Below are 24,166 nucleotides of genomic sequence, written 5' to 3' on the forward strand. Positions count from 1 at the left end.
CACTTTTTAATTTACTTATAAAAAATCTATGAAAAGGATTGACTTATTTTTTAGTTGTAACTATAATGATTACATCAAGGTGGTGATTACGATGAAAATTAGTAGCCGCTTTTCCATAGCTGTTCATATTTTATCTATTTTGAAAAACAATCCATCTTCACTTTGTACTTCAGACTATATGGCTGAGAGTGTCAATACAAATCCAGTAGTCATTCGTAAAATCATGTCGTACTTGAAACAAGCTGGCTTTGTTTACGTAAATCGTGGACCGGGTGGCGCGGGATTACTAAAGGATTTACATGAAATCACATTGTTAGATGTGTATCATGCAGTGAACGTAGTGGAAGAAGACAAGCTATTTCATATTCACGCCCAACCGAATCCAGATTGTCCAATTGGGGCGAACATTCAAGCGGTGTTAGAAATTATTTTAATTCAAGCACAATCCGCGATGGAAGAAGTTTTGAGAAATATTACGATGGAGCAGTTGTTTGAAACTTTGCAAGAAAAAATGAATGCTTAAATAATATTTATATTTTTTTATCACTAATGTAACTGATTGAGTTACAACTATAAAGGTAAGGTGTAAAAGTTATGACTGTAAAAATGAAAGTATACTCAGATTTTATATGTCCGTTTTGTTTTTTAGCAAAAGGTCCATTAGATGAGGTAGCGAAAGAGAAAAATGTAGAGATTGAATGGATGCCATTTGAATTACGTCCAAGTCCATATTCAAAAATAGATCCATGGAATGAACCAGAAAAATTAGGTTCATGGGATGCTTTCATTCTTCCGACAGCGAAGAAGTTAGGAATTGATATGCGCTTGCCACGTGTTTCACCGCATCCATATACACATTTAGCTTTCGAAGGATGTCAATTTGCGAAAGAACGTGGACTAGGTAATGAGTATCATCACCGCGTATTCACAGCATTTTTCCAAGAAGAGCAAAACATTGAAGATATTGATGTGTTAACAAAATTAGCGGTAGAAGTAGGACTTCCTGAGGCGGAATTTAAAGATGCTTTAGTAACTCGTAAATATAAAGAAAAGCATCAAGAAGCAATTCAACACGCATATGATGAAGCGAATATTATGGCTGTTCCAACTGTCATGATTGGAGATGAAGTCATTCAAGGGCTTGCTAGTAAAGAAATACTAGAAAGGGTCATTGATAAAGAAATTGAAAAGGATAAAACAAATTCATTTGAAGGTATGCAATGTAATAACGATGGATATTGCTAATTCGCTTGTTATGAAATAACAAAATAAATTATAAAACAAACATTTGGAGGAATTAAAATGTCAGCAACTACAACAAACTTAAAAGAAGCAATCGTGAACCGCCGTTCAATTCGTAAAGTAGCAAAAAACGATGCAATTACGAAAGAAAGAATTGAAGAAGTGTTAAAAACAGCTTTACACGCACCAACATCTTTCAATATGCAAAGTGGTCGTATGGTTGTATTAATGGATGGAGAGCATGAAAAGTTTTGGGATATCGTTAAAGAAACACTAAGAGCCCGCGTACCAGCAGAAAACTTTGAAGCGACTGTAGAAAGACTAAAAGGCTTCCATGCAGGTGTAGGAACAGTTCTATTCTTTGAAGATCAAGCAACTGTAGAAAAAATGCAAGAAAATGCGCCATTATATAAAGATCAGTTCCCATTCTGGTCTCATCAAGGAAATGCGATGTTACAACATACTGTGTGGATGCTATTATCTGCTGAAGGAATTGGAGCGTCATTACAACATTACAACCCAATCGTAGATGCTGAAGTGAAAGAAACTTGGAACATTCCGGCAGAGTGGAGCTTAGTAGGTCAAATGCCATTTGGTGAACCAAACGAACAACCAGCAGAAAGAACGTTCTTACCTACTGAAGATGTAGTGAAATTTTATTAAGAAATACAATATGTAACGAGAAGGAAGCTGTGCTTAAAAACAGCTTCCTTTTTTGTAGTGGTGTTAATTTATGCGTATTTAGGGAAGAAATATAAGAAATAATACGGTGAGAAGGGAATTAGAAAAATGAATGATGAGAAAAAATATACAGTGGTAGGTACTGATGTTGAGGAAGTAAAGCGTTTAAATAAAAATTCAGGGTTAACGTATAATCAAGTGAAAGAAATGTTAGCAAAGCAAATGCAAAAAAAGAAGTAATTAGATTGAAATCTTTCATTTTTTCATTTAGCATTTTGATTGGAGAGAGTTAAGTAAAAGGTAACTCTCTTTTTTGTATAGCTAAGCATCTTATAGAGTGGAGGAAGCAACATGAAGAAATGGGTAAAGGTAACGCTGTCTATCACTGGAGGCATTGTCTTATTAGCGTGTGCTGGTGGATATTACGTGTATAAAAATTATTTTCCAAAGGAACCTGAGCGTATTGTATATGATAAAGAAAGAGTGCTACAACCGATACATAATCAGCTTAAAGGAATCAATATAGAAAATGTAAAGATAAAAGAAAAAGAAGTCGTAAATGCGACTGTAGATGAGCTTCAAAAAATGATTGATGATGGAAAGTTGTCATATGAAGAATTAACGAGTATTTATCTCTTTAGAATACAAGAACATGATCAAAATGGAATAACATTAAATTCTGTTACAGAGATAAATCCTAATGCGATGGAAGAAGCAAGAAAGTTAGATCAAGAGCGGGGTAGAAACAAAAATTCGAATTTATATGGTATTCCTGTCGTTGTAAAAGATAATGTACAGACGGAAAAAGTGATGCCGACTAGTGCAGGAACTTATGTATTAAAAGATTGGATTGCAGATCAAGACGCAACAATTGTGAAGCAGTTGAAAGAAGAAGGAGCATTTGTTTTAGGAAAAGCGAATATGTCTGAGTGGGCGAACTATTTATCTTTTACAATGCCAAGCGGGTATAGCGGGAAGAAAGGACAAAATTTAAACCCGTACGGTCCGATTACATTCGATACTTCAGGATCAAGTTCAGGATCTGCTACAGTAGTTGCAGCAGATTTTGCACCGCTTGCAATTGGAACAGAAACGACGGGATCGATTGTTGCACCCGCGGCGCAGCAATCAGTAGTTGGGTTACGTCCATCTTTAGGTATGGTAAGCAGAACAGGAATTATTCCGTTAGCTGAAACTCTTGATACAGCAGGACCTATGGCAAGAACGGTAAAAGATGCAGCAACATTATTTAATGCAATGATAGGTTATGACGAAAAAGATGTTATGACAGAAAAAATGAAAGATAAAGAAAGAATTGATTATACAAAGGATTTATCGATAGATGGATTAAAAGGGAAAAAGATAGGGCTTCTTTTTTCTGTAGACCAACAAGATGAAAATAGAAAAGCAGTAGCAGAAAAAATTAGAAAAGACCTTCAAGATGCAGGTGCGATATTAACTGATAATATCCAGTTAAGTGCTGAGGGTGTAGATAATTTGCAAACATTAGAATATGAGTTCAAGCATAATGTAAACGACTATCTTTCACAGCAAAAGAATGTACCGGTAAAATCGTTAGAAGAGATTATAGCGTTTAATAAAAAGGATAGTAAAAGACGAATAAAATACGGACAAACATTAATTGAAGGGTCTGAAAAATCTGTTATAACGAAAGAAGAGTTTGAAAACGTAGTGCAAACGAGTCAAGAAAATGCAAGAAAAGAGCTAGATAGGTATTTAGTAGAAAAAGGTTTGGATGCTCTAGTTATGATTAATAACGATGAAGTTCTTCTATCAGCTGTAGCTGGTTATCCGGAATTAGCGGTTCCTGCTGGATATGATAAAAATGGAGAACCAATCGGTGTAGTGTTTGTAGGGAAACAGTTTGGTGAAAAAGAGCTTTTCAATATTGGATATGCGTATGAACAGCAGTCTAAAAATAGAAAATTACCTAGTTTATAAAAGATTATATGAAAAATAACTGGAATCTAACAATATGAAAAGAAAAAAAGGATTCTTCTCAATTAGTAAGAAAGATTGTCTATAGGAGTTCATAAAATGTAATATATTCAATTTCCATCCATTGAAGGGGGAGGTTAATTCTTAATGAATGAAGTAAAGAGTTTTTTTCGAAGTAGAGGGTTTCAACGGTTTCTCGTTTTAATAATAGTAGCGCTTGTATTATACGCATTAAAAAGTATGATTAATTTAATATTAATTACGTTTATACTGACGTTTTTAATGGATCGATTTCAACGTTTTATTTCAAGAAAATTGAAAGTAAACCGGAAAATTGTTATTGCATGTTTATATATAATATTAGTTTCCTTTATAGGCACAACGTTATATAAATATTTACCTGTGCTGACGATACAAATTTCACAATTAATTTATCAGTTTAAACTATTTTTTCAAAATCCACCTGATAATGAAATCGTTAAATATGCACTTTCGACAATTAATGGGATGGAAGTATCAAAATATATAGAACAAGGTGTGGATGTCATCTATCAATCGATAGCAAATATAGGGAAGGTAAGTTTACAAATATTATTATCTCTAATTTTAAGCTTATTTTTCTTATTAGAAAAAGAGCGTATTATTACATTTACATCTAAGTTTAAAGATAGTAAGTTAAAAATCTTTTATGAGGAAATTGCATATTTTGGTGAAAGATTTGCAAGATCGTTCGGCAAAGTAATTGAGGCTCAGTTTTTAATTGCCGTTGTAAATTGTATTCTTACTGTCATTGCATTAATCGTTTTAGGATTTCCACAGCTACTTGTATTAGCTGTTATGATTTTCTTACTAGGGTTGATTCCTGTTGCAGGTGTGATTATTTCTTTGTTTCCACTTTGTATCATTGCTTACAACGTAGGCGGAGTTATGTACGTAGTATACATACTCGTATTCATAACAGTAATCCATGCTCTTGAAAGTTATTTTTTAAATCCGAAGTTTATGTCTGCAAAAACAAATTTACCAATATTCTACACATTTATGATTCTTATCTTCTCAGAGCATTTCCTCGGAATATGGGGGCTTATTATCGGGATACCAATCTTTATCTTTTTATTAGATGTACTTGATATAAATAATGAGGATGCGACTAAAAAATAAGAAATGATAGAAAATCACTAAAAAGTCATAGGAGATAATGAAAATAAAAAGCAATCCAAAATAAATTGGATTGCTTTTTATCTTAATTAAAGAACCGGAGCCATTGTTTCTTTCAATACTTGAACAGAGTGGTCGAATTTTAATTCTTCATCTTCACTTAATTCAACCTCTAAAATTTCACGAACACCGCCGCGATTTAAAACAGCAGGTACCCCGATATAAACATCTTTTTGACCGTATTGACCTTCTAAGTAAGCTGATACAGTTAATACACTATTTTCGTCGTTTAAAATTGCTTTTGTAACACGTAGAAGTGACATACCGATACCATAATAAGTTGCGCCTTTACGCTCAATAATATGGTAAGCTGCATCACGGACGTTTATGAAAATTTTGTCTAAATCTTCTTGATTATACGTGTTGTCTTTTTCAAGCAGTGTTTGTAGTTTTTGGATACCAACGGAAACATGGCTCCAAACTGGAAGTTCAGTATCGCCGTGTTCTCCGATAATATAAGCGTGAATGTTGTGTGGACCAATATCGAAGTACTCACCTAACATATAGCGGAAACGAGCAGAATCAAGCGTTGTACCAGAACCGATTACACGTTCTTTCGGTAAACCAGATTCTTTCCAAGTTACATAAGTTAAAATATCTACAGGGTTTGTTGCGATTAAGAAGATGCCATCAAATCCGCTATCCATAATACTGCGAACGATTTGTTTAAAGATTTTGGCGTTTTTCTCAACTAAATCTAAACGTGTTTCGCCTGGCTTTTGTGGTAATCCAGCTGTAATAACTACAAGGTCAGCATCTTTACAATCTTCGTAGCTGCCTTTCCATACTCTAGTTGGAGCTGGGGCGAATGGAACAGCATGACTTAAATCCATTGCTTCCCCTTCAGCTTTTGCTTCATTTACATCGACTAAAACAAATTCTTCAGCTACGGCTTGGTTAATCATGCAGTAAGCATAACTACATCCAACTGCTCCTGTTCCTACTAATACAACACGGTTAATACCTTTTTTCATTTCAAAATTCCTCGCAATTTCATTGGTTTTGTTATGTAAGATAATACGTCTTACTTCTATAGAGTCATATCTAGTTTATTACATTTTATAAAAGATATTCAAGTATTTGAAAATGTATCCGTGCAAATCTGCGAACAAAACATAGGAATTCAGTGAACCGAATATAATTCAGTAAAATCCTTTGTAAAAGGGGAAATGGTATGGGGAACCCATTAACAATGGAAGAAATGCTTCATATTATTCATGCAGGGCTTGTTAAAAAGAATAACCCAAAACGGATTACGATTGCAGGTGCAGGGATTTCTGGATTAGTTGCAGGTTCTTTATTAAAAGAGGCTGGGCACGAAGTAACGATTATAGAAGCAAATAACAGAATAGGTGGCAGAGTGTATACGATTCGGGAACCATTTAGTGTGGGTTTATATTTTAATGCGGGACCGATGAGAATCCCTGACACCCATAAGTTAACCTTAGCGTATATTCATAAATTTAAACTACCTTTAAACCTTTTTATAAATAAAACTTTTGCAGATATCATTTATACGAATAACATTCAAACGAGATTGAATGTGTTTGAAAATGATCCAAGTGTACTTGAATATCCGGTTTTGGATAAAGAAAAAGGAAAAACGGCAGAAGAGCTAATGATCGAAGTATTAGAACCAATACTAAATTATATTAAGAAGGATCCTGATAAAAACTGGCTTATCGTTGAAAAAAAGTATAAAACGTATTCGCTTGGTTCATTTTTAATGGAGTATTATTCAGATGGTGCAATAGATATGATTGGGGTACTTCTTGATATGGAAGCTTATATGGGAATGTCCTTAATTGAAGTATTACGTGAAATGATTTTCTTTACTTCAACAACGAAATATTATGAAATAACTGGTGGAATGGATAAGTTATCGAATGCATTCTTACCACAATTAAGGGAACATATTTTAATGCAGTATAAGGTTGATAAAATTATACAAGAAGATAATAAAGTAATGTTACAAGGAAATCATGAACAAACGTTAGAGCAATTTACAATAACAAGTGATTTTGCTATTATTACAATTCCATTTTCAGCGTTAAGATTTGTAGAAGTTCAGCCATACTATTTATTCTCTTATTTTAAAAAAAGAGCAATTCGTGAATTAAATTATATTGCTGCAACTAAAATTGCAATAGAGTTTAAAAGTAGATTTTGGGAGAAAGCGGGACAGTGTGGAGGTAAATCTATTACTGATTTACCGATACGGTTTACATACTATCCGAGTTATGGCATTCATACTCCAGGACCAGCTATCGTTATAGCAAGTTATACGTGGGCAGATGAGGCGTTAACATGGGATAGTCTCCCGCAAAGAGATCGTATTCGTTACGCATTAAAAAATTTAGCGGAAATATACGGTGACATCGTCTATAGTGAGTTTGTCACTGGAACATCTTTTAGCTGGAGTAAAAATCCGTATTCTTGCGGTGCATTTACAGCTTTCGAACCAGGCCAAGAGCTCGAGTTATTTCCGTATATTACACCACCATCTGGAAAAGTACACTTTGCAGGAGAGCATACGACATTAACACATGGGTGGATGCAAGGGGCAATTGAGTCTGGAGTTAGAGTTGCATATGAAGTAAATGAACAGTGAATCTCTTATATTTACAAATGGTCATTCTTTTAATAAAATGATAAATATAAATCGTAATTATTACGCTTTGAATACATTTGAAGTAAAGAAATGGATGGTCGGTTGAATGAATAAAGTGGAGATTCATATATTAGGTGGTTTTTTAGGTAGTGGTAAATCAACATTATTACAAAATTTATTGTTAGCAGAGAAAAAGAAGAATAGAAAAGTTGCAGTATTAATGAATGAAATTGGTGAATACTCGGTAGATACAGATATTATTGGAAAAGAGAATGTTTTAAGAGAACTTCTTAAAGGATGTATTTGTTGTACGTTAAAAGAAGAGCTTGAAATACAATTACATTCGTTATACCAACAAGAAAGACCAGATGTAATTTATATAGAAACGACAGGTGTTGCGCATCCAATTGAAGTGTTAGACGCGTGTGTCTCGCCAATTTTAGCTCCTTTTCTGGAAGTGAAATCAATTGTAGTCGTTTTAGATGCAGTAAGGTGGTTAAACCGAAGTATATTAAGTGCAAATGTACAACAGCTATTGCATGAGCAACTTAAATTTGGTAGTCACATTCTTGTTAATAAAGCAGATTTACTAACAGATGAAGATAAGAACACAGTATTTGAAGAAGTAAAGGCAATAAATGATCATGCGAAAATGTATGAGACAAAGTATTGTAATATATCTTTAAAAGATATAGAAGAAGCAGAATTTCCAAATGATGAGGAACATGAGACACTACATGTCAAACAGCATTTACATATACAAACGATGACATATCAATTTACGAAACCGATTGATCAAGACAAATTATATGAATGGCTTTCGAATTTACCAGATAGTATTTATCGAGTGAAAGGTTTTGTGAAATTCCGTGGAGATAAATACCCTCACCTATTCCAATATTCGTTCGGAGTACCAACTTTATTAGAACAAGACTTCGGTTTCCCGACAAACTTAGTAGTAATAGGAGAAGGACTAGATAAGAAACAATTGGCTGAAGGGTTAGAGAAAGTAGAACTTAACTCTAATTAAGGGGAAAAGACTAACTTAAAAATAAGTTAGTCTTTTTGTATGGTCATTGCTGAAATGAAACAGTATTTTCAATTGGATTGCAGAATATATATTGATTGTATGTCCGTTTCCATTACATAGGAAGGTGATTATATATTTGTGCCGAATGTAGAGGGTACTACAAGAGTTTTCCATTATCTATCGAATTAGTTAGTCATGATTACGGACAGGGGATTTTGGCGTGTTTGATTCTATCAGAAAGTAAAGTATGGGGAGGATCACAATGTCGATGAAAAAACGTAAGTGGCTAAAGACAATGTTTACTGGTTGTGTTTTAGGTTCGTTATTAATAACGGCAGCTTGTTCAGGAAAGAAAACAAGTACAGAGGATGAAAAAACGATTAAGGTAGGAGTCCTTGCTTCTTTAACAGGACCGCTAGAATCGTATGGAAAACAAACAGTGAACGGATTTGAATTAGGGTTAGATTATGCAACTGGTGGAACTGGGAAAGTAGATGGGAAAAAGATTAAGTTTGTTGTAGAAGATACAGAAACGAAAGCGGATGTAGCAGTTAAAAAAGCTACGAAGTTATTAGAAGAAGAGAAAGTTGATTTTTTAGTTGGATCGTCTAGTTCAAGTGATACGTTAGCGGTTTTACCACTGGCTGAAGAATATGAAAAGATTATGGTTGTAGAACCGGCAGTTGCGGATAGTATTACCGGGAAGAACTGGAATAAATATATTTTTAGAACTGGAAGAAGTTCCTCACAAGATGCGATTGCAGGAGCAGCAGCAATTGCGAAAAAAGATGTAAAGATTGCGACATTTGCCCCAGATAACGCTTTTGGTCGTGAAGGGATTGCTGCATTTAAAGCGGGTGCGAAAAAATTAGGTGCGAACATTGTGAATGAGCAATACGCGGATACAAATTCAACAGATTTTACAGCGAATATTCAAAATATCATTAGTTCAAAACCAGATTATTTATTTATCGTTTGGGCAGGGGCAAATTCACCTTGGAAACAGTTGAAAGATATGAATGTGGAAGCGCAAGGTATTAAAATTTCTACAGGTGCGCCAGATATACCAGCATTAAAAACAATGGATGCATTAGTAGGTATGCAAGGTTTTTCTGTATATTATCACACACTTCCAAAAAATAAAGTGAATGATTGGCTAGTTGAAGAGCATAAAAAACGTTTTAATGGTGCAGTGCCAGATTTGTTTACAGCAGGAGGAATGTCAGCAGCAATTTCTATTGTAGAAGCCTTAAAGAAAACAAAAGGTGATACAGATGTAGATACCTTGATTAAGAAAATGGAAGGAATGGAATTTGATACACCGAAAGGAAAGATGAAGTTTAGAGAGAAGGACCACCAAGCGATGCAGACACTGTATTCTATCACATTGAAAAAGCAAGACGGTATTGATTATCCGGTGCCAGTGTTAGAGCGAGAATTAACGATGAAAGAAACAGAACCACCAGTTCAAAATAAATAGACTGAATTTTCTGTTGTTTTTGTATAAAGAGGGGGGACCCTCTTTATACATATTTCTTTCATACTCACGGCTTTAAAGGGAGGGATTTCGTGACACATTTGCTAGAGACGAAAAATCTTAGCGTATCTTTTGGTGAACATCAAGTTATTAAAGATGTAAATTTAACTGTCCAAAAAGGAAAACTCATTTCTATTATTGGGCCAAATGGTGCGGGTAAGACAACGTTATTTAATTTACTAAGTGGACAGATTTCACCCACAACAGGTCAAGTGTATTTTAAAGGGCAAGATATTACAAAACTATCGATTTCAGATCGAACACGCTTAGGAATCGGTCGCTCTTTTCAGCTTACAAACATATTCCCAGAATTAACGGTACTTGAAAATGTCCGTTTAAGTGTTCAATCATTCGTACAAGATTACTATAGTTTTTTCCCGAGTTCAGCAAAATTAAAGCAACAAGTTGGAGAGGCGAGACGTTTCTTAAAAACAGTATTACTTCATGAAAAAGAGAACGTATTAGCGAAAGATTTGGCACATGGAGAGAAAAGGAAGCTAGAACTTGCGATGTTATTAGCTTTAAAAACGGATGTGTTATTACTTGATGAGCCGACGGCAGGTATTTCGGTTGAGGAAGTCCCTGCTATATTACAAGTGATTGAAAATATTAAGAAACATCCAGAGAGCACAATTGTACTTATCGAACACAAAATGGATATGATACTAGGTTTGTCAGATCATCTTATCGTTTTATTTCATGGAGAGTTATTGGCTGAAGGATTGCCAGAAGAAATTATGAAAGATGAGCGTGTACAAAGTGCTTATTTAGGGGGATTATATAGTGGCACTATTACAAGTGAATAATATAGAAACGTATTTAGATCAGTTTCATATTTTGCAAGGAGTATCTCTTGCTGTTGAGAAAGGGACGATTACTGTACTGTTTGGTAGAAATGGGGCAGGGAAAACAACGACATTACGTTCAGTGATGGGGTTTCACCGCATTGCAGATGGTGAAATTTATTATGATAGTGCAAAAGTGAGTGGATTACCTACACATTTAATTTCAAGGAAAGGAATAGGGTATGTACCAGAAAATCAAGGTATTTTTCATGATTTGACAGTAGAAGAAACTTTCGCTCTTGCTAGGGGAAAAGGTGAGGAAGTAGAAGGGAAAATAGAGTGGATGCTGGAACTATTTCCGGATTTAAAGCAGTTTTGGAATAAGAAAAGTGGGCTCTTGAGCGGAGGGCAAAAGCAAATGTTGGCTATTTCAAGAGCGTTTATTAATAGTGATGGATTATTACTTATTGATGAACCGAGCAAAGGGCTATCCCCGATAATGGTGGAGAAATTAATGGTAGCTATTTTGAAGATGAAAGAGAAAACAACAGTTTTACTTGTTGAGCAAAATTTTATGATGGCTAGTCAAATTGGCGATTATTTTTACATTATGGATAACGGACGAATTGTTCATAACGGTTTTATGAATGAATTAAAAAAGGATAAGGAAATGTGTCATAAATATTTAGGAATCTCTTAACATGAATCCGAGGTGAAAAGGATGGATGTGTTAATCAATTTATTTGTAAATGGGATTTCAACAGGGATGCTCATTTTTTTGTTAGCATCAGGTCTTTCACTTATTTTTGGTTTAATGAGCGTTTTAAACTTTGCACACGGTGGTTTATTTGCATGGGGAGCATTTACAGGTGTTTGGTTATTTAATATGACAGGAAGTTATATATTAGCTTTAGTTGGAGCAGTAGCCATGGGAATGTTCCTAGGATTTATTTTAGAAAGGTTTCTTATTAGGCCGGTATATGGAAATCATGTTCGACAGCTGCTCGTTACGCTTGGAGGAATGCTCGTTCTTAGTGAGTGTATTAAAATATTTTGGGGGCCAAACCCTATTAGTGCAAAATTACCGTTATGGTTACAAGGAAGTTTTACATTCGGAGGTATTATATTAATTAAATATCGTCTATTTGTTATTTTGATTGGGATAATTATTTACATTGCACTACTACTATTACTCCAAAAGACGAAGATAGGTCTTATGATCCGTGCAGGTGTAATGGATAAAGAAATGGTTCAAGCGCTTGGTATTAATGTAAAAGCGATATTTTCTTTCGTCTTTTTATTAGGGGCAGGGATGGCAGCTTTGGGAGGATTCTTATTAGCGCCGTATTCGGGCGTTATTTTCGCCGAGATGGGCATGCAGTATGCAATTTTAGCTTTTATAGTAGTAATTATCGGTGGATTAGGAAGTGTTCAAGGTTCAGCTATTGCTTCTTTAATTGTCGGATTAGCTGGTGCTTTTACAGCGTATTTTATACCAGATTTATCACTTGCAATTAATATGTTAATGTTACTATTTTTCTTAATAGTGAAGCCAACTGGACTTGTTGGTGAAAAGGGGTGAAATGGTGAACAACACATCGGACCGAATTAAAGTATACTTCGGAGTATGTATGCTCATTTGTTTAAGTGTATTTCCGTTCGTAAATGATTCACGGAGCCTGTTAATTTTGTTCACTCAAATCTTCATCTTTGCTATTTTTGCAATGAGTTTTGATGTATTGCTTGGGTATACAGGAATTGTATCGTTCGGTCATTGTATGTTCTTTGGGATAGGAGCATATGGGGTAGCGCTTTTATTTGATCGACAAGGCGTATCAATAACGAACTTTTTAATTGGAATAGTAGCTGCAATTATCGTTTCAGCAATCGTTAGTTATATAATTGGTTTGCTTTCTTTACGATTGAAAAGTCATTTTTATGCAATGTTAACACTTGCTATTTCACAGTTATTTTTTGTACTTGCTGAAAAATGGCGTGGGCTTACTCACGGAGGAGATGGTTTTACATTTGGTGTACCAGACGTATTCCGTGATCGTTTTACGTTTTATTATGTAACACTTATATGTTTACTTATCATTTTTGTTCTGTTACGTCTTTTCACCAAATCTTCTATTGGAAAAGTATTAAAGGCAATTTCCCAAAATGAGCAACGTGTTGAAGCACTAGGATATAAAGTGCTTCATTATAAAATTATTGCTAGCATTGTTGCAGGAGTAGTAGCTGCGATTAGCGGTGGTTTATTTGTTATCACATTGCGTTTTGTTAATACGACTGTATTTTCAATTGAAATGACATTAAATGCATTATTGATGACGATGATTGGTGGGGTTGGAACGTTAATTGGAGCAATTGCAGGAGCTGGAATTATTGAATCTCTAAAATATTATTTATCAGAACTAGCTACAGAGTATCCGATCTTTGAACGATGGACGATTATTCTTGGTTTATTGTACATTATCGTATTGCTAGTTTTCCCGAAAGGATTAGTTGGCACGGTTAAGGGACTGAAGAATATGAAACGGAATAAGAAGGAGAAAAGTGCAGAAGTGGAGCAAAATGTGTGAAAAATCAATTGTATAGAATATGAAAATCCCTCTTTTAGATTCATAAAGGAGGGATTTTTTATTAACCAAATAGTTCATCAGGGATTTGTTTGAAAGAGTTTTGATTTGTAAAGAAATGAACAGCTAATTTCTCAACTGGAAAATCTTCAATTGGTACCAATTTATCATTTTTAATCGGCAAAAAGGCTATCCCTTTTCCATCCTGAATAAACTCTTCCATAAGCGAATAAGAATCTAATTGTTGAAGTTGACGCTGAGATAAATTATTTTCTTTTAGAAATTGTATCGTCTTATTTCTAAAAGGGCACTTTTTGTCATTACTAACGAAGAAGAGTTCCTTTGAATAGTCAATGATACATTTTTCTTGATCTTTTAGTAAGCCTATAGAAATTGAAGTAGTAAATACTTTTTTAAAACCTGTACCAGAATCATCCTCATAAGTGATGACCATATCAACTTTTTGTTGCTGCAGTAATTTTGGCAAATGACTACTATTTTCTACATATATTTGATAATTCATGAAATTTTCTTTAATACGCTTACTTAAATAATTAGTCAAAATCGATTGTGACGTCGCGATTATATAAGAAGACCCACTTGTTTTAATTTTATCTTTCGCTTCTTCTAATAGAGTTAATATTTGATTCGTGTAATCTAATAAAATGTCACCAGAAGGTAATAAGGAAACGCCTTTGTTATCTCTATGTAGTAAGGGTGTTTCTAATTCTTGTTCTAATTTTTTGATTCTTTCAGTTACGTTCGGTTGAACATAACCTAACTCTTTAGCAGCTTTACTAATAGAACCCTCACTGGCTACAGTTTTGAATATAATAAGATCATTTATTTCCATATATCTCAGCCCCTTATGCACTATCATTATAAATGATACCAAACATAATTTATACCTATTTTACGTTAGCTACTTATCGAGTTATCATAATGTATATAAGATTGAAAGCGAGTGATAAACATGATTGGAATGCAATATAAGGTCATTCTTCCAAAGGATTATGACATGGAAATTATTAAGAAAAGGGTAAAGGATAATGGCTATAAAACTGATGGTTTCCAAGAACTAAATTTTAAAGCTTATTTAATTACGGAAACGGAGAAAGACGGGAATTTTTATAACTGCTATGCACCTTTATATATTTGGAATGGTCATGAAGGGATGAATAAATTTATCTTTGAAGGGTATTACGATAACATTTTACAATCTTTTGGATGGCAACAAATACATATAGGTGTTCCATTAGTGGTTAATCTAAGTGATGGATTTAAGAAAAGTAGATATGTTGTTGAATATGCAGGAAGTATTTCTCAAAGTAAAACACTGATTGGGACTCAATTAAGCACTATGAATGAAGATGTACAAAACAACGAAAAGTGTTTAGGGAATGTAATCGTTTATAATCCGGATAAATGGGGATATAGTAGGTTTGAGTTTTATGAAGAGAAGCCTGATATTGTAGTGAATAAGGGTGTTACAGTATATGAGATTTTACACATTTCACGATGAAATTTTGTTGTATATTAAAAATAAGAAAAGGAATGAAAGTCTATGCCTTTTGTGAAGATTTATTATTCTGAAAACATATTAAATGAAGAAGAGTTGGAAAAAATGGGTGAATGTATCCATCTTTCATTAATTGAACATTTTAACATCCCTGAAAATGATTATTTTCAAATGTTCTTACCTTACCAACAAAACAAATTTTTATATAATCCATATTATTTGTTGGAAAGAGGAGAAAAGAGAACAGAGAATATGATTTATGTTTCTATTACATGTGGACCGGGAAGAACGGTGCAACAGAAAAAAGATTTGTATCAATCGGTTTCCCTAAAAATTACGGAATATTCCGACGTTAAAACTTCGGATATTTTTATTACACTAAATGAGACAGCTGCTGAAAACTGGTCATTTGGTCAAGGGATAGCACAAATGGTGAAAATAAAGGGAGAAAAAAATGAAAAATGAACTTATTGAAGTACATATTAAAAAGAAAATGAGAGAAATGTCACCTGCATTTGCTCATTATAGTGAAAAGATATTATTTGAGGAAGTGTGGCGGGATGCCACTTTAACATTAAGAGAAAGAAGTTTGTGTACTGTGTCAGCACTAATCAGTCTCGGTAATACAGAACAATTACAATTTCATCTGAAGCTAGCTAAACAAAATGGGGTTATGGAGAATGAATTGGTTGCATTAATAACACATATGGCTTTTTACGTTGGTTGGCCAAAAGCTATGGCAGCTTTAAATATAGTAATGAATGAAATGAAAAGTTAAGAATAATGATAAGTAAGAATTCATGTTTATATGAATTCTTACTTATCATTATTTATGCAATACTCTATCGCTATATTTATTACATTTTATCTTGCTTTTTTATCACTTGCGTAGTAAAGTGATAGTAAGATGAACGCTAGGAAGTGATGAAACATGCGTGATAATACGATAGGATCATTAATATGGTTACGTTTAATACGATTTACGAACCAAAGTAATCAAATGTCAAATGAGTTTTTAAAACGTTTTGATTTAACGACAGCTCAATTTGATGTGCTTTTGCAAATACGTACGTATCAACCACTCACACAAATGGAGTTAGCTGAAAAGGTAACTGTTACACAAGGTGGCATTTCTCGAATGTTAACTCGTCTTGAAAAAGAAGGATATATTGTACGAAAACAAGATTGGAAAACGAAAACAATTAGTCTTACAGAGCAAGGAGAAGCTGCTTTAGAGAGAGCATTGCCAGAGCAACTTGCATTTCAATCTTCGTTTTTTGATGATGTATTAAATGAAGAAGAGCAGAAAATATTATACGAGCTGATGACGAAAGTTCATAAGCATAGCGAAAAAAAAGAATTACCGCAAGAGTAATTTTTTTTACCTTATCAATTGACTAATCAAGTGATGAGGTAGGTAATACGGAGATATACTTGACTTACCAACGTTTTTAGAAGAAAAACTAATACTACATTATTAAAGGGGAGAGTAACTATGGAAAAATACCGTATAGATACAAGAAAAGGAATTGAGTTTGGGTTATATTCAATTGGCGATCATGTTTTAAATCCACATAATGGGGAGAAAATTACGCCAGAAAAAAGAATTCACGAACTAATTGAAACAGCTAAGTTAGCAGATGAGGCAGGGCTTGATGTGTTTGCTGTAGGCGAAAGTCATCAAACGCATTTTACAACGCAAGCTCATACAGTTATTTTAGGTGCGGTCGCGCAAGCTACGAAAAATATAAAAATTGCAAGTTCCGCAACGATATTAAGTACATCTGACCCAGTTCGTGTATATGAGGATTTCGCTACCATTGACTTGATTTCTAATGGTCGTGCTGAAATCGTAGCTGGTCGTGGATCTCGTATTGGAGGATATAGTTTACTTGGTTATGATGTGAATGATTATGAAGAGTTATTTGAAGAGAAGATGGATCTTTTATTAAAAATTAATAAAGAGGAACATGTAACATGGAATGGGCAGTTCAGAGCACCACTTGAGCATGCTTCAGTTATCCCTAGAGCTAAAAATAATAACCTACCAATTTGGCGTGCGGTTGGTGGACCGCCAGCTAGTGCAATTAAAGCAGGACGTGCAGGTGTGCCAATGATGATAACAACACTTGGTGGTCCAGCAATTAACTTTAAAGTGTCAGTAGATGCTTACCGCGAGGCTGCTCAGCAAAGTGGATTTGATCCAGCTAGTTTACCAGTTGCGACAACGAGTTTATTTTATACGGCAAAAAATTCACAAGATGCACTTAGTGAATATTACCCTCACATTAATGCTGGTATGCTTACACTGCGCGGTGGTGGGTATCCGAAACAGCAATTTACAAATGCAATAGATTACCGTGATGCTTTAATGGTTGGTAGCCCACAACAAATCATTGAGAAAATGCTTTACCAATATGAATTATTTGGCCAACAACGCTTTATGGCACAAATTGATTTTGGCGGTGTACCATTTGATAAAATTGAGAAAAATATTGAATTAATTGCTACTGAAATTTTACCAGCCGTTAGAAAACATACAGCAAAATAAATAAAAAACTGAGAGTCTAATCGACTTTCAGTTTTTTTTATTTATTCTGGAAAAATGACAAAAAAATGAACTTTTAGTCGAGGAAGAGGGAAGTTATTTTCTATTTTTGAATAACATTATTTCGAGTTTGAATTTTGAAAATACATTTTTCTCTTGACAAAAAACAAGCATTTATCGAGGATAGTTTCGAGGACATTTTTTCGGGTGAAAGTCAAGTGTATGAAGAGAAAAACGATTGTTTTATAGATATAAAAGTAAGAAGTATATTGAAAAAACACATTTTTCTAATGAGAAAAATCTGATTCAAAAAAATGACAAAAGACATATTTCAGACAAAATGATGTCAATAATACGTCAAAAATAACCTGAATTTACTATGCAGGTATATTATACAATTCGATTAACGAATAAAACACTACAGAAATAGTGAAAAGGTAAAAAATAGCATTACAATAGTTTGAAAAACTGAAACTTCATATTTTTCGACAATACATACAAAATGTTTTTGTCTTTTCGTATTTCTTAATAATTGAGTTTGATAAGATTGCTCAATTAACTTTTATTATAAAAACTATGAAGGAAGTGATTTTAGTATGGAAACGCTCGAATTGGCACGAATACAGTTCGCATCAACAACGATTTTCCATTACTTTTTTGTTCCGCTGTCAATTGGTTTAGCTTTTATTATTGCGATCATGCAAACGTTGTATGTGGTAAAAGGGCAAGAAGTATATAAGAAGATGGCAAAGTTTTGGACGCAATTATTCCTTATTAACTTTGCAGTAGGTGTAGTAACAGGTATTTTACAAGAATTCCAGTTTGGTATGAACTGGTCAACGTATTCACGTTTTGTAGGTGATGTATTTGGTCCATCACTTGCGATTGAAGGATTACTGGCATTTTTCATTGAGTCTACATTCCTGGGTTTATGGGTATTCGGTGAGGATAAATTACCGAAGCGAATTCACTTAATGTGTATTTGGCTCCTTTCAATTGGAACGATGTTATCAGCATTCTGGATTTTAACTGCAAGTGCATTTATGCAGTCACCTGTCGGGTATGAAATGGCAGCTGATGGTCGTGCGCAAATGAATGATTTCTTAGCCATTATTCAAAATCCACAACTATGGGTACAATTCCCGCATACAATTACAGCGGCAATTGCAACAGGTGCATTCTTTATTGCTGGTGTAAGTGCATGGAAAATTACAAAAGGACAAGAAACTGTAGTATTTAAAAAATCTTTCCGAATTTCTATCATTGTTGGAACAATTACAACGGCGCTTGTATTATTCTTCGGTCATGCACAAGCGCAACAATTAATTAAGACACATCCAATGAAGATGGCGGCAGCCGAAGCGCTATGGAATACAAGTGAGGATCCAGCACCATTTACAGTATTTTCGAAAATTGATACAGAGAAGAAAGAAAATTCGTTTGAAATTCAAATCCCTTATATGCTAAGTCTATTATCGTATGATAAGTTTAGCGGTCAAGTTGAAGGGATGAATCAAATTCAAAAACAATATGAGGAAAAATATGGACCTGGAGATTATATTCCTCCAGTGCATACAATGTTTTGGAGTTTTAGAGCGATGGTAATGAGTGGAACATTCATGCTTCTTCTAGGAGCTTACGGATGGTTCTTATCAAGAAAAGATCGTTTAGCGGAAAAAACGTGGTATTTAAAATTAATGGTGTATGCAATTTCTCTTCCATTCATCGGTAATACAGTAGGGTGGATTATGACTGAAATGGGTCGTCAACCTTGGGTTGTATTTGGTGTAATGAAAACAGAAGATGCTGTATCACCAAATGTAACATTCAGTGAAGTATTATTCTCACTTATTTCATTCACATCAATGTATTTAATTATGGGTGGAATTTGTGTGTACTTATTTGTTCGTACCATTAAGGGCCACAAGAATAAGAAAACGAAAAAGGATTATCAAAGCCATGATCCATTTGATAAGGAGGAAGAGTATGTTATCTCTTAATGAGTTATGGTTTTTAGTTATTGCAATCTTATTTGTTGGATTCTTTGTACTGGAAGGTTTCGACTTTGGGGTAGGAATGGTTTCGAGGTTTTTAGGAAAGAATGATTTTGAAAAACGAGTTTACTTAAATACAATAGGACCGTTCTGGCACGCGAATGAAGTATGGCTTGTTTGTGCTGGCGGAGCGATGTTTGCAGCATTTCCGCACTGGTATGCAACTTTATTTAGTGGTTTTTATATTCCATTTGTATTTATGCTTCTTGCTTTAATTTTAAGAGGTGTTTCTTTTAAATTTCGCGCGAAAATAGATAATCATAAATGGAAGAGTGCATGGGATTGGGGGATGTTTATTGGAAGTATGTTACCTCCTATCCTTTGGGGAGTTGCGATTGCAAACTTTATGGTAGGTGTACCTATTGATGAGAGTAAAAATGTTGTAGGTGGATTCTTGCAATTACTTCATCCATTTGCGTTACTTGGAGGAGTAATGTTTCTCCTGCTATGTATTGTTCACGGATTACAATTTCTTACGATACGTACAACTGGTAAATTGAGAGAACGTGCACGAATTGCTGCAATAAAAATTGCACCATTTTCATTAATTACACTTCTTGTTTTTGCTGGTGTGGGGTTATGGAAAACCGACATTTTCACTGCTCATGGAACAGAATGGATTATGGTGCCAATCGGAGCTTTTGTAGCACTATTAGTGTCCACTTTATTAAATAAAAGAAGAAGAGATGGTTGGGCTTTCTTTATGACGAGTTTAACAATCATTTTACTAAGTGCGAGTGTATTTATCGGTATGTTCCCACGTGTTATGATTAGCTCTTTAGGAGCAATGAATGATTTGACAATTTACAACGCAGCATCAGGAGCTTATGCATTAAAACTTATGACTTACTTTGCGATTGCTATTTTGCCTTTCGTTATCGGAAGTCAAATATGGAGTTATTATGTATTTAGACAACCTGTTAAGTCAGACAACGATTTGGAGTACTAATGAAAAGAAAAAGAGGACTTCCGTCTTATCCCGGTAGCCGTATTTTATATGTAGCGTTAACGATTATTAGTATTTTAGAAGCTTTTAGTATTATTGCGCAAACAATCTTTTTAGCACGAGCTATTACGTTTTTATTTCATGGAGAGACAGTACAAACAATATTAAGTGAAATTGTTTATTTTGGTATCGCGTTTGCAGCGCGTCACATAGTAGTTCGAACATCACAAATATTAGTGGAACGTTTTGCTGAAAAAACAGGGTCGTTACTAAGAAAACAACTAATAGAGGCATATTTCACATTAGGTCCAAGGTATGTTCAAACTGTTGGAACTGGTCATCTGGTTACCTTATCAATTGAAGGGATTGAGAAATTTAAAACATATATTGAATTAACGATTCCTAAAATGATTAGAAGTAGCATCGTTCCAGGTCTAATTGCACTATACGTTTTTACGCTAGATATTGAGTCTGGAATCATTTTAGTTGTAACGATTCCTATCGTGATCATATTTATGATTCTTCTCGGATTAGCAGCGCAAAAAATGGCAGATAGTCAGTACGAGATATATCGTGTACTTTCGAACCATTTTGTAGATACGTTAAAAGGTTTAGAAACATTAAAGTATTTAGGGAAAAGTGAACAGCACGAAGGAAAGATTGAAAAAGTAAGTAAAAGGTATAGAAAAGCAACGATGCGTACTTTGCGAGTTGCTTTTCTTTCTTCTTTTGCATTAGATTTCTTTACGAGTTTATCAATCGCGTTTGTGGCAGTTGGATTAGGGATACGTTTAATAGATGGAACGATTATACTATTACCAGCCCTTACAATTTTGATTTTAGCTCCGGAATATTTTCTGCCGATTAAACAAGTGGGAGCAAATTATCATGCGACATTAGATGGACAAATTGCGATGGAGCAAATAGAAGAGATTTTGCAACAACAAAAAGGAATACAAAAGAAAGATTTAAACGAAGACATAGTATGGAATGCCTCTAGTAGCTTGAAATTACAAGATATCAAAGTTAATAATACTGAATCTGAAAAGGCTATATTAGAAAGGATTAATTTTACTTGGGAAGGTAACGGTGCTATTGGTGTTATTGGTGAAAGTGGTGCAGGCAAATCGACGTTAATCGACGTATTAGCAGGTTTTTTATCTCCTTCGAGTGGAAAGATGTTAGTAAATGGTCTAGAAGTTGATGGATCTACTCGTGAAGATTGGCAAAAAAATATCGCTTATATTCCGCAGCAACCTTATATTTTTCCGCTTTCATTAAAGGATAACATTCGTTTTTATGAAACAAATGCAACAGATGAAGAAGTTGAAAGAGTTATTAATGAAGTCGGCCTTCGTTCACTCGTTACATCACTTCCAAATGGGATGCACGAAAGAATTGGGGAAGGTGGACGTATGCTAAGTGGCGGACAAGAACAGCGTGTTGCTATGGCGCGTGCGCTTTTAAGTAAAAAACCAATCATTTTATTAGATGAGCCTACGGCACATCTTGATATTGAAACCGAATTTGAAATAAAGCAAGCGATGTTACGTCTATTTAATGGAAAGTTAGTATTTTTAGCAACCCACCGTCTACATTGGATGAAACAAATGGACCATATTCTTATTTTAAATAAAGGGGAAATGAAAGAAAGTGGGACGTATGAAGAACTTTTAGAGAATGAGACATTACATTTTCATAGGGAAGAGAGGGGAGAGAAATGAGTAACTGGGTTAAACCTTATATAAAACAAAATAAAGGTAGAATGACTTTAACTATTTTCCTTGGTCTTCTTGGAGTTAGTTCAGGAGCGATGTTACTTTTTATTTCAGGTTATTTGATCTCAAAATCTGCCCTTAGACCAGAAAATGTAATGGCTGTATATGTTCCTATTGTTGCAACAAGAGCGTTTAGTATAGGGCAAGCTGTATTTCATTATATAGAGCGCTTAGTTGGACATGATGTCGTACTACGTATATTAGAAAAAATGAGAACGAGGCTATATAGAATAGTAGAACCACAGGCGTTATTTTTCCGTTCTCGATTTCAAACGGGTGATATGTTAGGAGTGTTATCCGAAGATATAGAGCATTTGCAAAACCTATATTTACGTACAATATTTCCTAGCATATTAGCGCTAGTTGTTTATAGTATCTTCGTACTTGTTATCGGTGCATTTGATTTTGTTTTTGCACTTATTGTAGGTTGTATGTTAGCTATTATCGTTTTTCTTCTTCCGTTTGTATCATTACTTTTGATGAAGAAACATCATGTTACTTTAAAGCAAGGAAGAAACCGTTTGTATCAACAACTGACAGATGCTGTTTTTGGATTATCTGATTGGCAAGCAAGTGGTCGTAAAGATGAATTTATTAATGAGTATGTAAAACAAAATGATCAGTTGTTAAAAATCGAAAAGAGAGTGAAACGCTGGTATCATATTCGGGACAGTATCATTCAATTAGTAGTAGGTATTGTAGTTATTTCGATGATCATATGGACTGGGAATGAAGCGGCAAGTGAACAAATTGCTCCTACAGTTATCGCAGCTTTCGTATTAATGACTTTATCTGTAACGAACGCGCTTATTCCTATTGCAGATGCCATCGATCGAATACCGTCGTATGTAGAATCTACCCATCGTCTTAATGGCGTAGAAAGTGATAGTGTTTTACATGATGAAACGGATTTGCATGGAGAGAAAGATTATATTGAACCAAAACATGTAGATATTGAACTGAATCACGTATCGTATAGTTATCCAGATAGTAATGAGATTGTATTAAAAGATGTATCATTACAAATAAAAGCAGGGAAGAAAATTGCTATTTTAGGGAGAAGTGGGACAGGGAAATCTACTTTACTAAAATTGTTAACAGGGGCGTTAAGCCCAGTAAATGGCCAAGTTGTACTAAATGGTGAACGAGCTCATACGAATCTTTTATCTAAATATATTTCTGTATTAAATCAAAAGCCGCATTTGTTTGATACGACAATTGGAAATAATGTACGAATTGGCAAACCAGAGGCGACGGATGAAGAGATATGGAAAGCTTTAGAGAAAGCACAATTAGCTTCACATGTTACTTCTCTTCCAGACGGATTACAAACAAAAATGCATGAAATGGGAAAGCGGTTTTCTGGTGGGGAAAGACAAAGGGTTGCTTTTGCTAGAACTCTTATGCAAGAAACACCAATTATTGTACTTGATGAACCGACTATCGGTTTAGATCCAAAAACAGAATTGTCTTTAATTGAAACAATGTTTTCTGCAACGGAAGAAAAGACGGTTATTTGGATTACGCACCATCTTGTAGGAATAGAACATGTAGACGAAGTTATATTCCTTGATCGTGGCCAAATTGTCATGCAAGGTAGTCATAAACAACTTCTGAAAGAAAATGAAAAGTATCGTAAACTTTATGAGTTAGATAAAGGAATATAATTTGAATAA

Annotated in this window: 24 protein-coding genes; 22 read left to right on the top strand and 2 right to left on the bottom strand. The window is 34.4% G+C overall.

Annotated features, from left to right (window positions below):
* The first annotated feature begins 91 nt into the window (after nt 1-91).
* From AC1Q51_RS00835 to AC1Q51_RS00860, 6 genes are all read left to right on the top strand, one after another.
* Nucleotides 92-523, top strand: coding sequence for an Rrf2 family transcriptional regulator (locus AC1Q51_RS00835; RefSeq protein WP_097821607.1), 432 nt, complete (start codon nt 92-94; stop codon nt 521-523).
* 71 nt (nt 524-594) lie between these two features.
* On the top strand, nt 595-1,245 hold the full coding sequence (locus AC1Q51_RS00840) for a DsbA family oxidoreductase (protein ID WP_492331316.1): 651 nt from the start codon (nt 595-597) through the stop codon (nt 1,243-1,245).
* Between the two features lie 57 nt (nt 1,246-1,302).
* Nucleotides 1,303-1,905 carry a nitroreductase family protein gene (locus tag AC1Q51_RS00845; protein WP_001277011.1) on the top strand — a complete coding sequence of 201 codons (603 nt, stop codon included), beginning with the start codon at nt 1,303-1,305 and terminating at the stop codon, nt 1,903-1,905.
* A 126-nt stretch (nt 1,906-2,031) separates the two neighbouring features.
* The gene (locus tag AC1Q51_RS00850) at nt 2,032-2,163 is read left to right on the top strand and encodes a hypothetical protein (protein WP_000997344.1); all 132 of its coding nucleotides are present in this window, start codon (nt 2,032-2,034) and stop codon (nt 2,161-2,163) included.
* A 111-nt stretch (nt 2,164-2,274) separates the two neighbouring features.
* On the top strand, nt 2,275-3,885 hold the full coding sequence (locus tag AC1Q51_RS00855; protein ID WP_000759469.1) for an amidase family protein: 1,611 nt from the start codon (nt 2,275-2,277) through the stop codon (nt 3,883-3,885).
* A 144-nt stretch (nt 3,886-4,029) separates the two neighbouring features.
* Nucleotides 4,030-5,043, top strand: coding sequence for an AI-2E family transporter (locus AC1Q51_RS00860; protein ID WP_001006597.1), 1,014 nt, complete (start codon nt 4,030-4,032; stop codon nt 5,041-5,043).
* Nucleotides 5,044-5,129: 86 nt separating this feature from the next.
* Here the strand turns inward: AC1Q51_RS00860 and AC1Q51_RS00865 are convergent, their stop codons facing one another.
* Complete coding sequence (locus AC1Q51_RS00865; RefSeq protein ID WP_000715321.1) at nt 5,130-6,074, bottom strand: L-lactate dehydrogenase; 945 nt, start codon at nt 6,072-6,074, stop codon at nt 5,130-5,132.
* Between the two features lie 200 nt (nt 6,075-6,274).
* Between AC1Q51_RS00865 and AC1Q51_RS00870 the strand changes: the two genes are divergently transcribed.
* From AC1Q51_RS00870 to AC1Q51_RS00900, 7 genes are all read left to right on the top strand, one after another.
* On the top strand, nt 6,275-7,711 hold the full coding sequence (locus tag AC1Q51_RS00870; protein WP_000528024.1) for a flavin monoamine oxidase family protein: 1,437 nt from the start codon (nt 6,275-6,277) through the stop codon (nt 7,709-7,711).
* Between the two features lie 106 nt (nt 7,712-7,817).
* Nucleotides 7,818-8,741 carry a CobW family GTP-binding protein gene (locus AC1Q51_RS00875; RefSeq protein ID WP_001044941.1) on the top strand — a complete coding sequence of 308 codons (924 nt, stop codon included), beginning with the start codon at nt 7,818-7,820 and terminating at the stop codon, nt 8,739-8,741.
* A gap of 262 nt (nt 8,742-9,003) precedes the next feature.
* The gene (locus AC1Q51_RS00880; protein WP_000061995.1) at nt 9,004-10,221 is read left to right on the top strand and encodes a substrate-binding domain-containing protein; all 1,218 of its coding nucleotides are present in this window, start codon (nt 9,004-9,006) and stop codon (nt 10,219-10,221) included.
* A gap of 89 nt (nt 10,222-10,310) precedes the next feature.
* On the top strand, nt 10,311-11,084 hold the full coding sequence (locus tag AC1Q51_RS00885; protein ID WP_098841848.1) for an ABC transporter ATP-binding protein: 774 nt from the start codon (nt 10,311-10,313) through the stop codon (nt 11,082-11,084).
* Nucleotides 11,062-11,763: an ABC transporter ATP-binding protein gene (locus tag AC1Q51_RS00890; protein ID WP_001196696.1), complete on the top strand. Its 702-nt coding sequence runs from the start codon at nt 11,062-11,064 to the stop codon at nt 11,761-11,763. The genes AC1Q51_RS00885 and AC1Q51_RS00890 overlap by 23 nt, the downstream gene beginning before the upstream one ends.
* A 21-nt stretch (nt 11,764-11,784) precedes the next feature.
* Nucleotides 11,785-12,645 (top strand): branched-chain amino acid ABC transporter permease, encoded by an 861-nt coding sequence (locus AC1Q51_RS00895; RefSeq protein WP_090976216.1) that lies wholly within the window; start codon nt 11,785-11,787, stop codon nt 12,643-12,645.
* A 49-nt stretch (nt 12,646-12,694) separates the two neighbouring features.
* Nucleotides 12,695-13,648: a branched-chain amino acid ABC transporter permease gene (locus AC1Q51_RS00900; protein WP_002040965.1), complete on the top strand. Its 954-nt coding sequence runs from the start codon at nt 12,695-12,697 to the stop codon at nt 13,646-13,648.
* A gap of 61 nt (nt 13,649-13,709) precedes the next feature.
* On the opposite strand, the gene AC1Q51_RS00905 is transcribed toward AC1Q51_RS00900, so the two are convergent.
* Nucleotides 13,710-14,498 (bottom strand): LysR family transcriptional regulator, encoded by a 789-nt coding sequence (locus AC1Q51_RS00905; RefSeq protein ID WP_097924368.1) that lies wholly within the window; start codon nt 14,496-14,498, stop codon nt 13,710-13,712.
* A 120-nt stretch (nt 14,499-14,618) separates the two neighbouring features.
* On the opposite strand from AC1Q51_RS00905, the gene AC1Q51_RS00910 reads away from it, so the two are divergent.
* The 9 genes from AC1Q51_RS00910 (at nt 14,619) to cydC (ending at nt 24,157) form a co-directional block, all read left to right on the top strand.
* Nucleotides 14,619-15,167 (top strand): DUF4865 family protein, encoded by a 549-nt coding sequence (locus tag AC1Q51_RS00910; protein WP_000579908.1) that lies wholly within the window; start codon nt 14,619-14,621, stop codon nt 15,165-15,167.
* Nucleotides 15,168-15,209: 42 nt separating this feature from the next.
* On the top strand, nt 15,210-15,629 hold the full coding sequence (locus tag AC1Q51_RS00915; protein WP_023521709.1) for a tautomerase family protein: 420 nt from the start codon (nt 15,210-15,212) through the stop codon (nt 15,627-15,629).
* Complete coding sequence (locus AC1Q51_RS00920; protein WP_000787201.1) at nt 15,619-15,942, top strand: carboxymuconolactone decarboxylase family protein; 324 nt, start codon at nt 15,619-15,621, stop codon at nt 15,940-15,942. Before AC1Q51_RS00915 ends, AC1Q51_RS00920 begins: the two co-directional genes overlap by 11 nt.
* Nucleotides 15,943-16,095: 153 nt before the next feature.
* The gene (locus AC1Q51_RS00925; protein ID WP_001205523.1) at nt 16,096-16,539 is read left to right on the top strand and encodes a MarR family winged helix-turn-helix transcriptional regulator; all 444 of its coding nucleotides are present in this window, start codon (nt 16,096-16,098) and stop codon (nt 16,537-16,539) included.
* A 120-nt stretch (nt 16,540-16,659) separates the two neighbouring features.
* Nucleotides 16,660-17,715, top strand: coding sequence for an LLM class flavin-dependent oxidoreductase (locus AC1Q51_RS00930; protein WP_079519245.1), 1,056 nt, complete (start codon nt 16,660-16,662; stop codon nt 17,713-17,715).
* A 593-nt stretch (nt 17,716-18,308) separates the two neighbouring features.
* Nucleotides 18,309-19,712, top strand: a complete 1,404-nt coding sequence (gene cydA / locus AC1Q51_RS00935; RefSeq protein WP_492331317.1) for a cytochrome ubiquinol oxidase subunit I — start codon at nt 18,309-18,311, stop codon at nt 19,710-19,712.
* The gene (gene cydB / locus AC1Q51_RS00940; RefSeq protein ID WP_000950083.1) at nt 19,699-20,715 is read left to right on the top strand and encodes a cytochrome d ubiquinol oxidase subunit II; all 1,017 of its coding nucleotides are present in this window, start codon (nt 19,699-19,701) and stop codon (nt 20,713-20,715) included. Before cydA ends, cydB begins: the two co-directional genes overlap by 14 nt.
* A complete protein-coding gene (gene cydD / locus AC1Q51_RS00945) occupies nt 20,715-22,436 on the top strand; it encodes a thiol reductant ABC exporter subunit CydD (protein WP_065228659.1) in 1,722 nt (573 codons plus the stop codon). Before cydB ends, cydD begins: the two co-directional genes overlap by 1 nt.
* Nucleotides 22,433-24,157: a thiol reductant ABC exporter subunit CydC gene (gene cydC / locus AC1Q51_RS00950; RefSeq protein WP_000073645.1), complete on the top strand. Its 1,725-nt coding sequence runs from the start codon at nt 22,433-22,435 to the stop codon at nt 24,155-24,157. Before cydD ends, cydC begins: the two co-directional genes overlap by 4 nt.
* Nucleotides 24,158-24,166: the final 9 nt, after the last annotated feature.

It is taken from the genome of Bacillus sp. MT94, assembly GCF_058792475.1.

Bases quoted from the DNA above. Each gene is read 5' to 3' on its own strand.
- AC1Q51_RS00925 (WP_001205523.1), top strand. From the start codon at position 16,096: ATGCGTGATAATACGATAGGATCATTAATATGGTTACGTTTAATACGA.
- AC1Q51_RS00870 (WP_000528024.1), top strand. From the start codon at position 6,275: ATGGGGAACCCATTAACAATGGAAGAAATGCTTCATATTATTCATGCA.
- AC1Q51_RS00835 (WP_097821607.1), top strand. From the start codon at position 92: ATGAAAATTAGTAGCCGCTTTTCCATAGCTGTTCATATTTTATCTATT.
- AC1Q51_RS00930 (WP_079519245.1), top strand. From the start codon at position 16,660: ATGGAAAAATACCGTATAGATACAAGAAAAGGAATTGAGTTTGGGTTA.
- cydA (WP_492331317.1), top strand. From the start codon at position 18,309: ATGGAAACGCTCGAATTGGCACGAATACAGTTCGCATCAACAACGATT.
- cydC (WP_000073645.1), top strand. From the start codon at position 22,433: ATGAGTAACTGGGTTAAACCTTATATAAAACAAAATAAAGGTAGAATG.
- AC1Q51_RS00880 (WP_000061995.1), top strand. From the start codon at position 9,004: ATGTCGATGAAAAAACGTAAGTGGCTAAAGACAATGTTTACTGGTTGT.
- AC1Q51_RS00860 (WP_001006597.1), top strand. From the start codon at position 4,030: ATGAATGAAGTAAAGAGTTTTTTTCGAAGTAGAGGGTTTCAACGGTTT.
- AC1Q51_RS00915 (WP_023521709.1), top strand. From the start codon at position 15,210: ATGCCTTTTGTGAAGATTTATTATTCTGAAAACATATTAAATGAAGAA.
- AC1Q51_RS00905 (WP_097924368.1), bottom strand. From the start codon at position 14,498: ATGGAAATAAATGATCTTATTATATTCAAAACTGTAGCCAGTGAGGGT.
- cydB (WP_000950083.1), top strand. From the start codon at position 19,699: ATGTTATCTCTTAATGAGTTATGGTTTTTAGTTATTGCAATCTTATTT.
- AC1Q51_RS00875 (WP_001044941.1), top strand. From the start codon at position 7,818: ATGAATAAAGTGGAGATTCATATATTAGGTGGTTTTTTAGGTAGTGGT.
- AC1Q51_RS00920 (WP_000787201.1), top strand. From the start codon at position 15,619: ATGAAAAATGAACTTATTGAAGTACATATTAAAAAGAAAATGAGAGAA.
- AC1Q51_RS00910 (WP_000579908.1), top strand. From the start codon at position 14,619: ATGATTGGAATGCAATATAAGGTCATTCTTCCAAAGGATTATGACATG.
- AC1Q51_RS00895 (WP_090976216.1), top strand. From the start codon at position 11,785: ATGGATGTGTTAATCAATTTATTTGTAAATGGGATTTCAACAGGGATG.
- AC1Q51_RS00840 (WP_492331316.1), top strand. From the start codon at position 595: ATGACTGTAAAAATGAAAGTATACTCAGATTTTATATGTCCGTTTTGT.
- AC1Q51_RS00855 (WP_000759469.1), top strand. From the start codon at position 2,275: ATGAAGAAATGGGTAAAGGTAACGCTGTCTATCACTGGAGGCATTGTC.
- AC1Q51_RS00850 (WP_000997344.1), top strand. From the start codon at position 2,032: ATGAATGATGAGAAAAAATATACAGTGGTAGGTACTGATGTTGAGGAA.
- AC1Q51_RS00865 (WP_000715321.1), bottom strand. From the start codon at position 6,074: ATGAAAAAAGGTATTAACCGTGTTGTATTAGTAGGAACAGGAGCAGTT.
- AC1Q51_RS00900 (WP_002040965.1), top strand. From the start codon at position 12,695: ATGCTCATTTGTTTAAGTGTATTTCCGTTCGTAAATGATTCACGGAGC.
- cydD (WP_065228659.1), top strand. From the start codon at position 20,715: ATGAAAAGAAAAAGAGGACTTCCGTCTTATCCCGGTAGCCGTATTTTA.
- AC1Q51_RS00845 (WP_001277011.1), top strand. From the start codon at position 1,303: ATGTCAGCAACTACAACAAACTTAAAAGAAGCAATCGTGAACCGCCGT.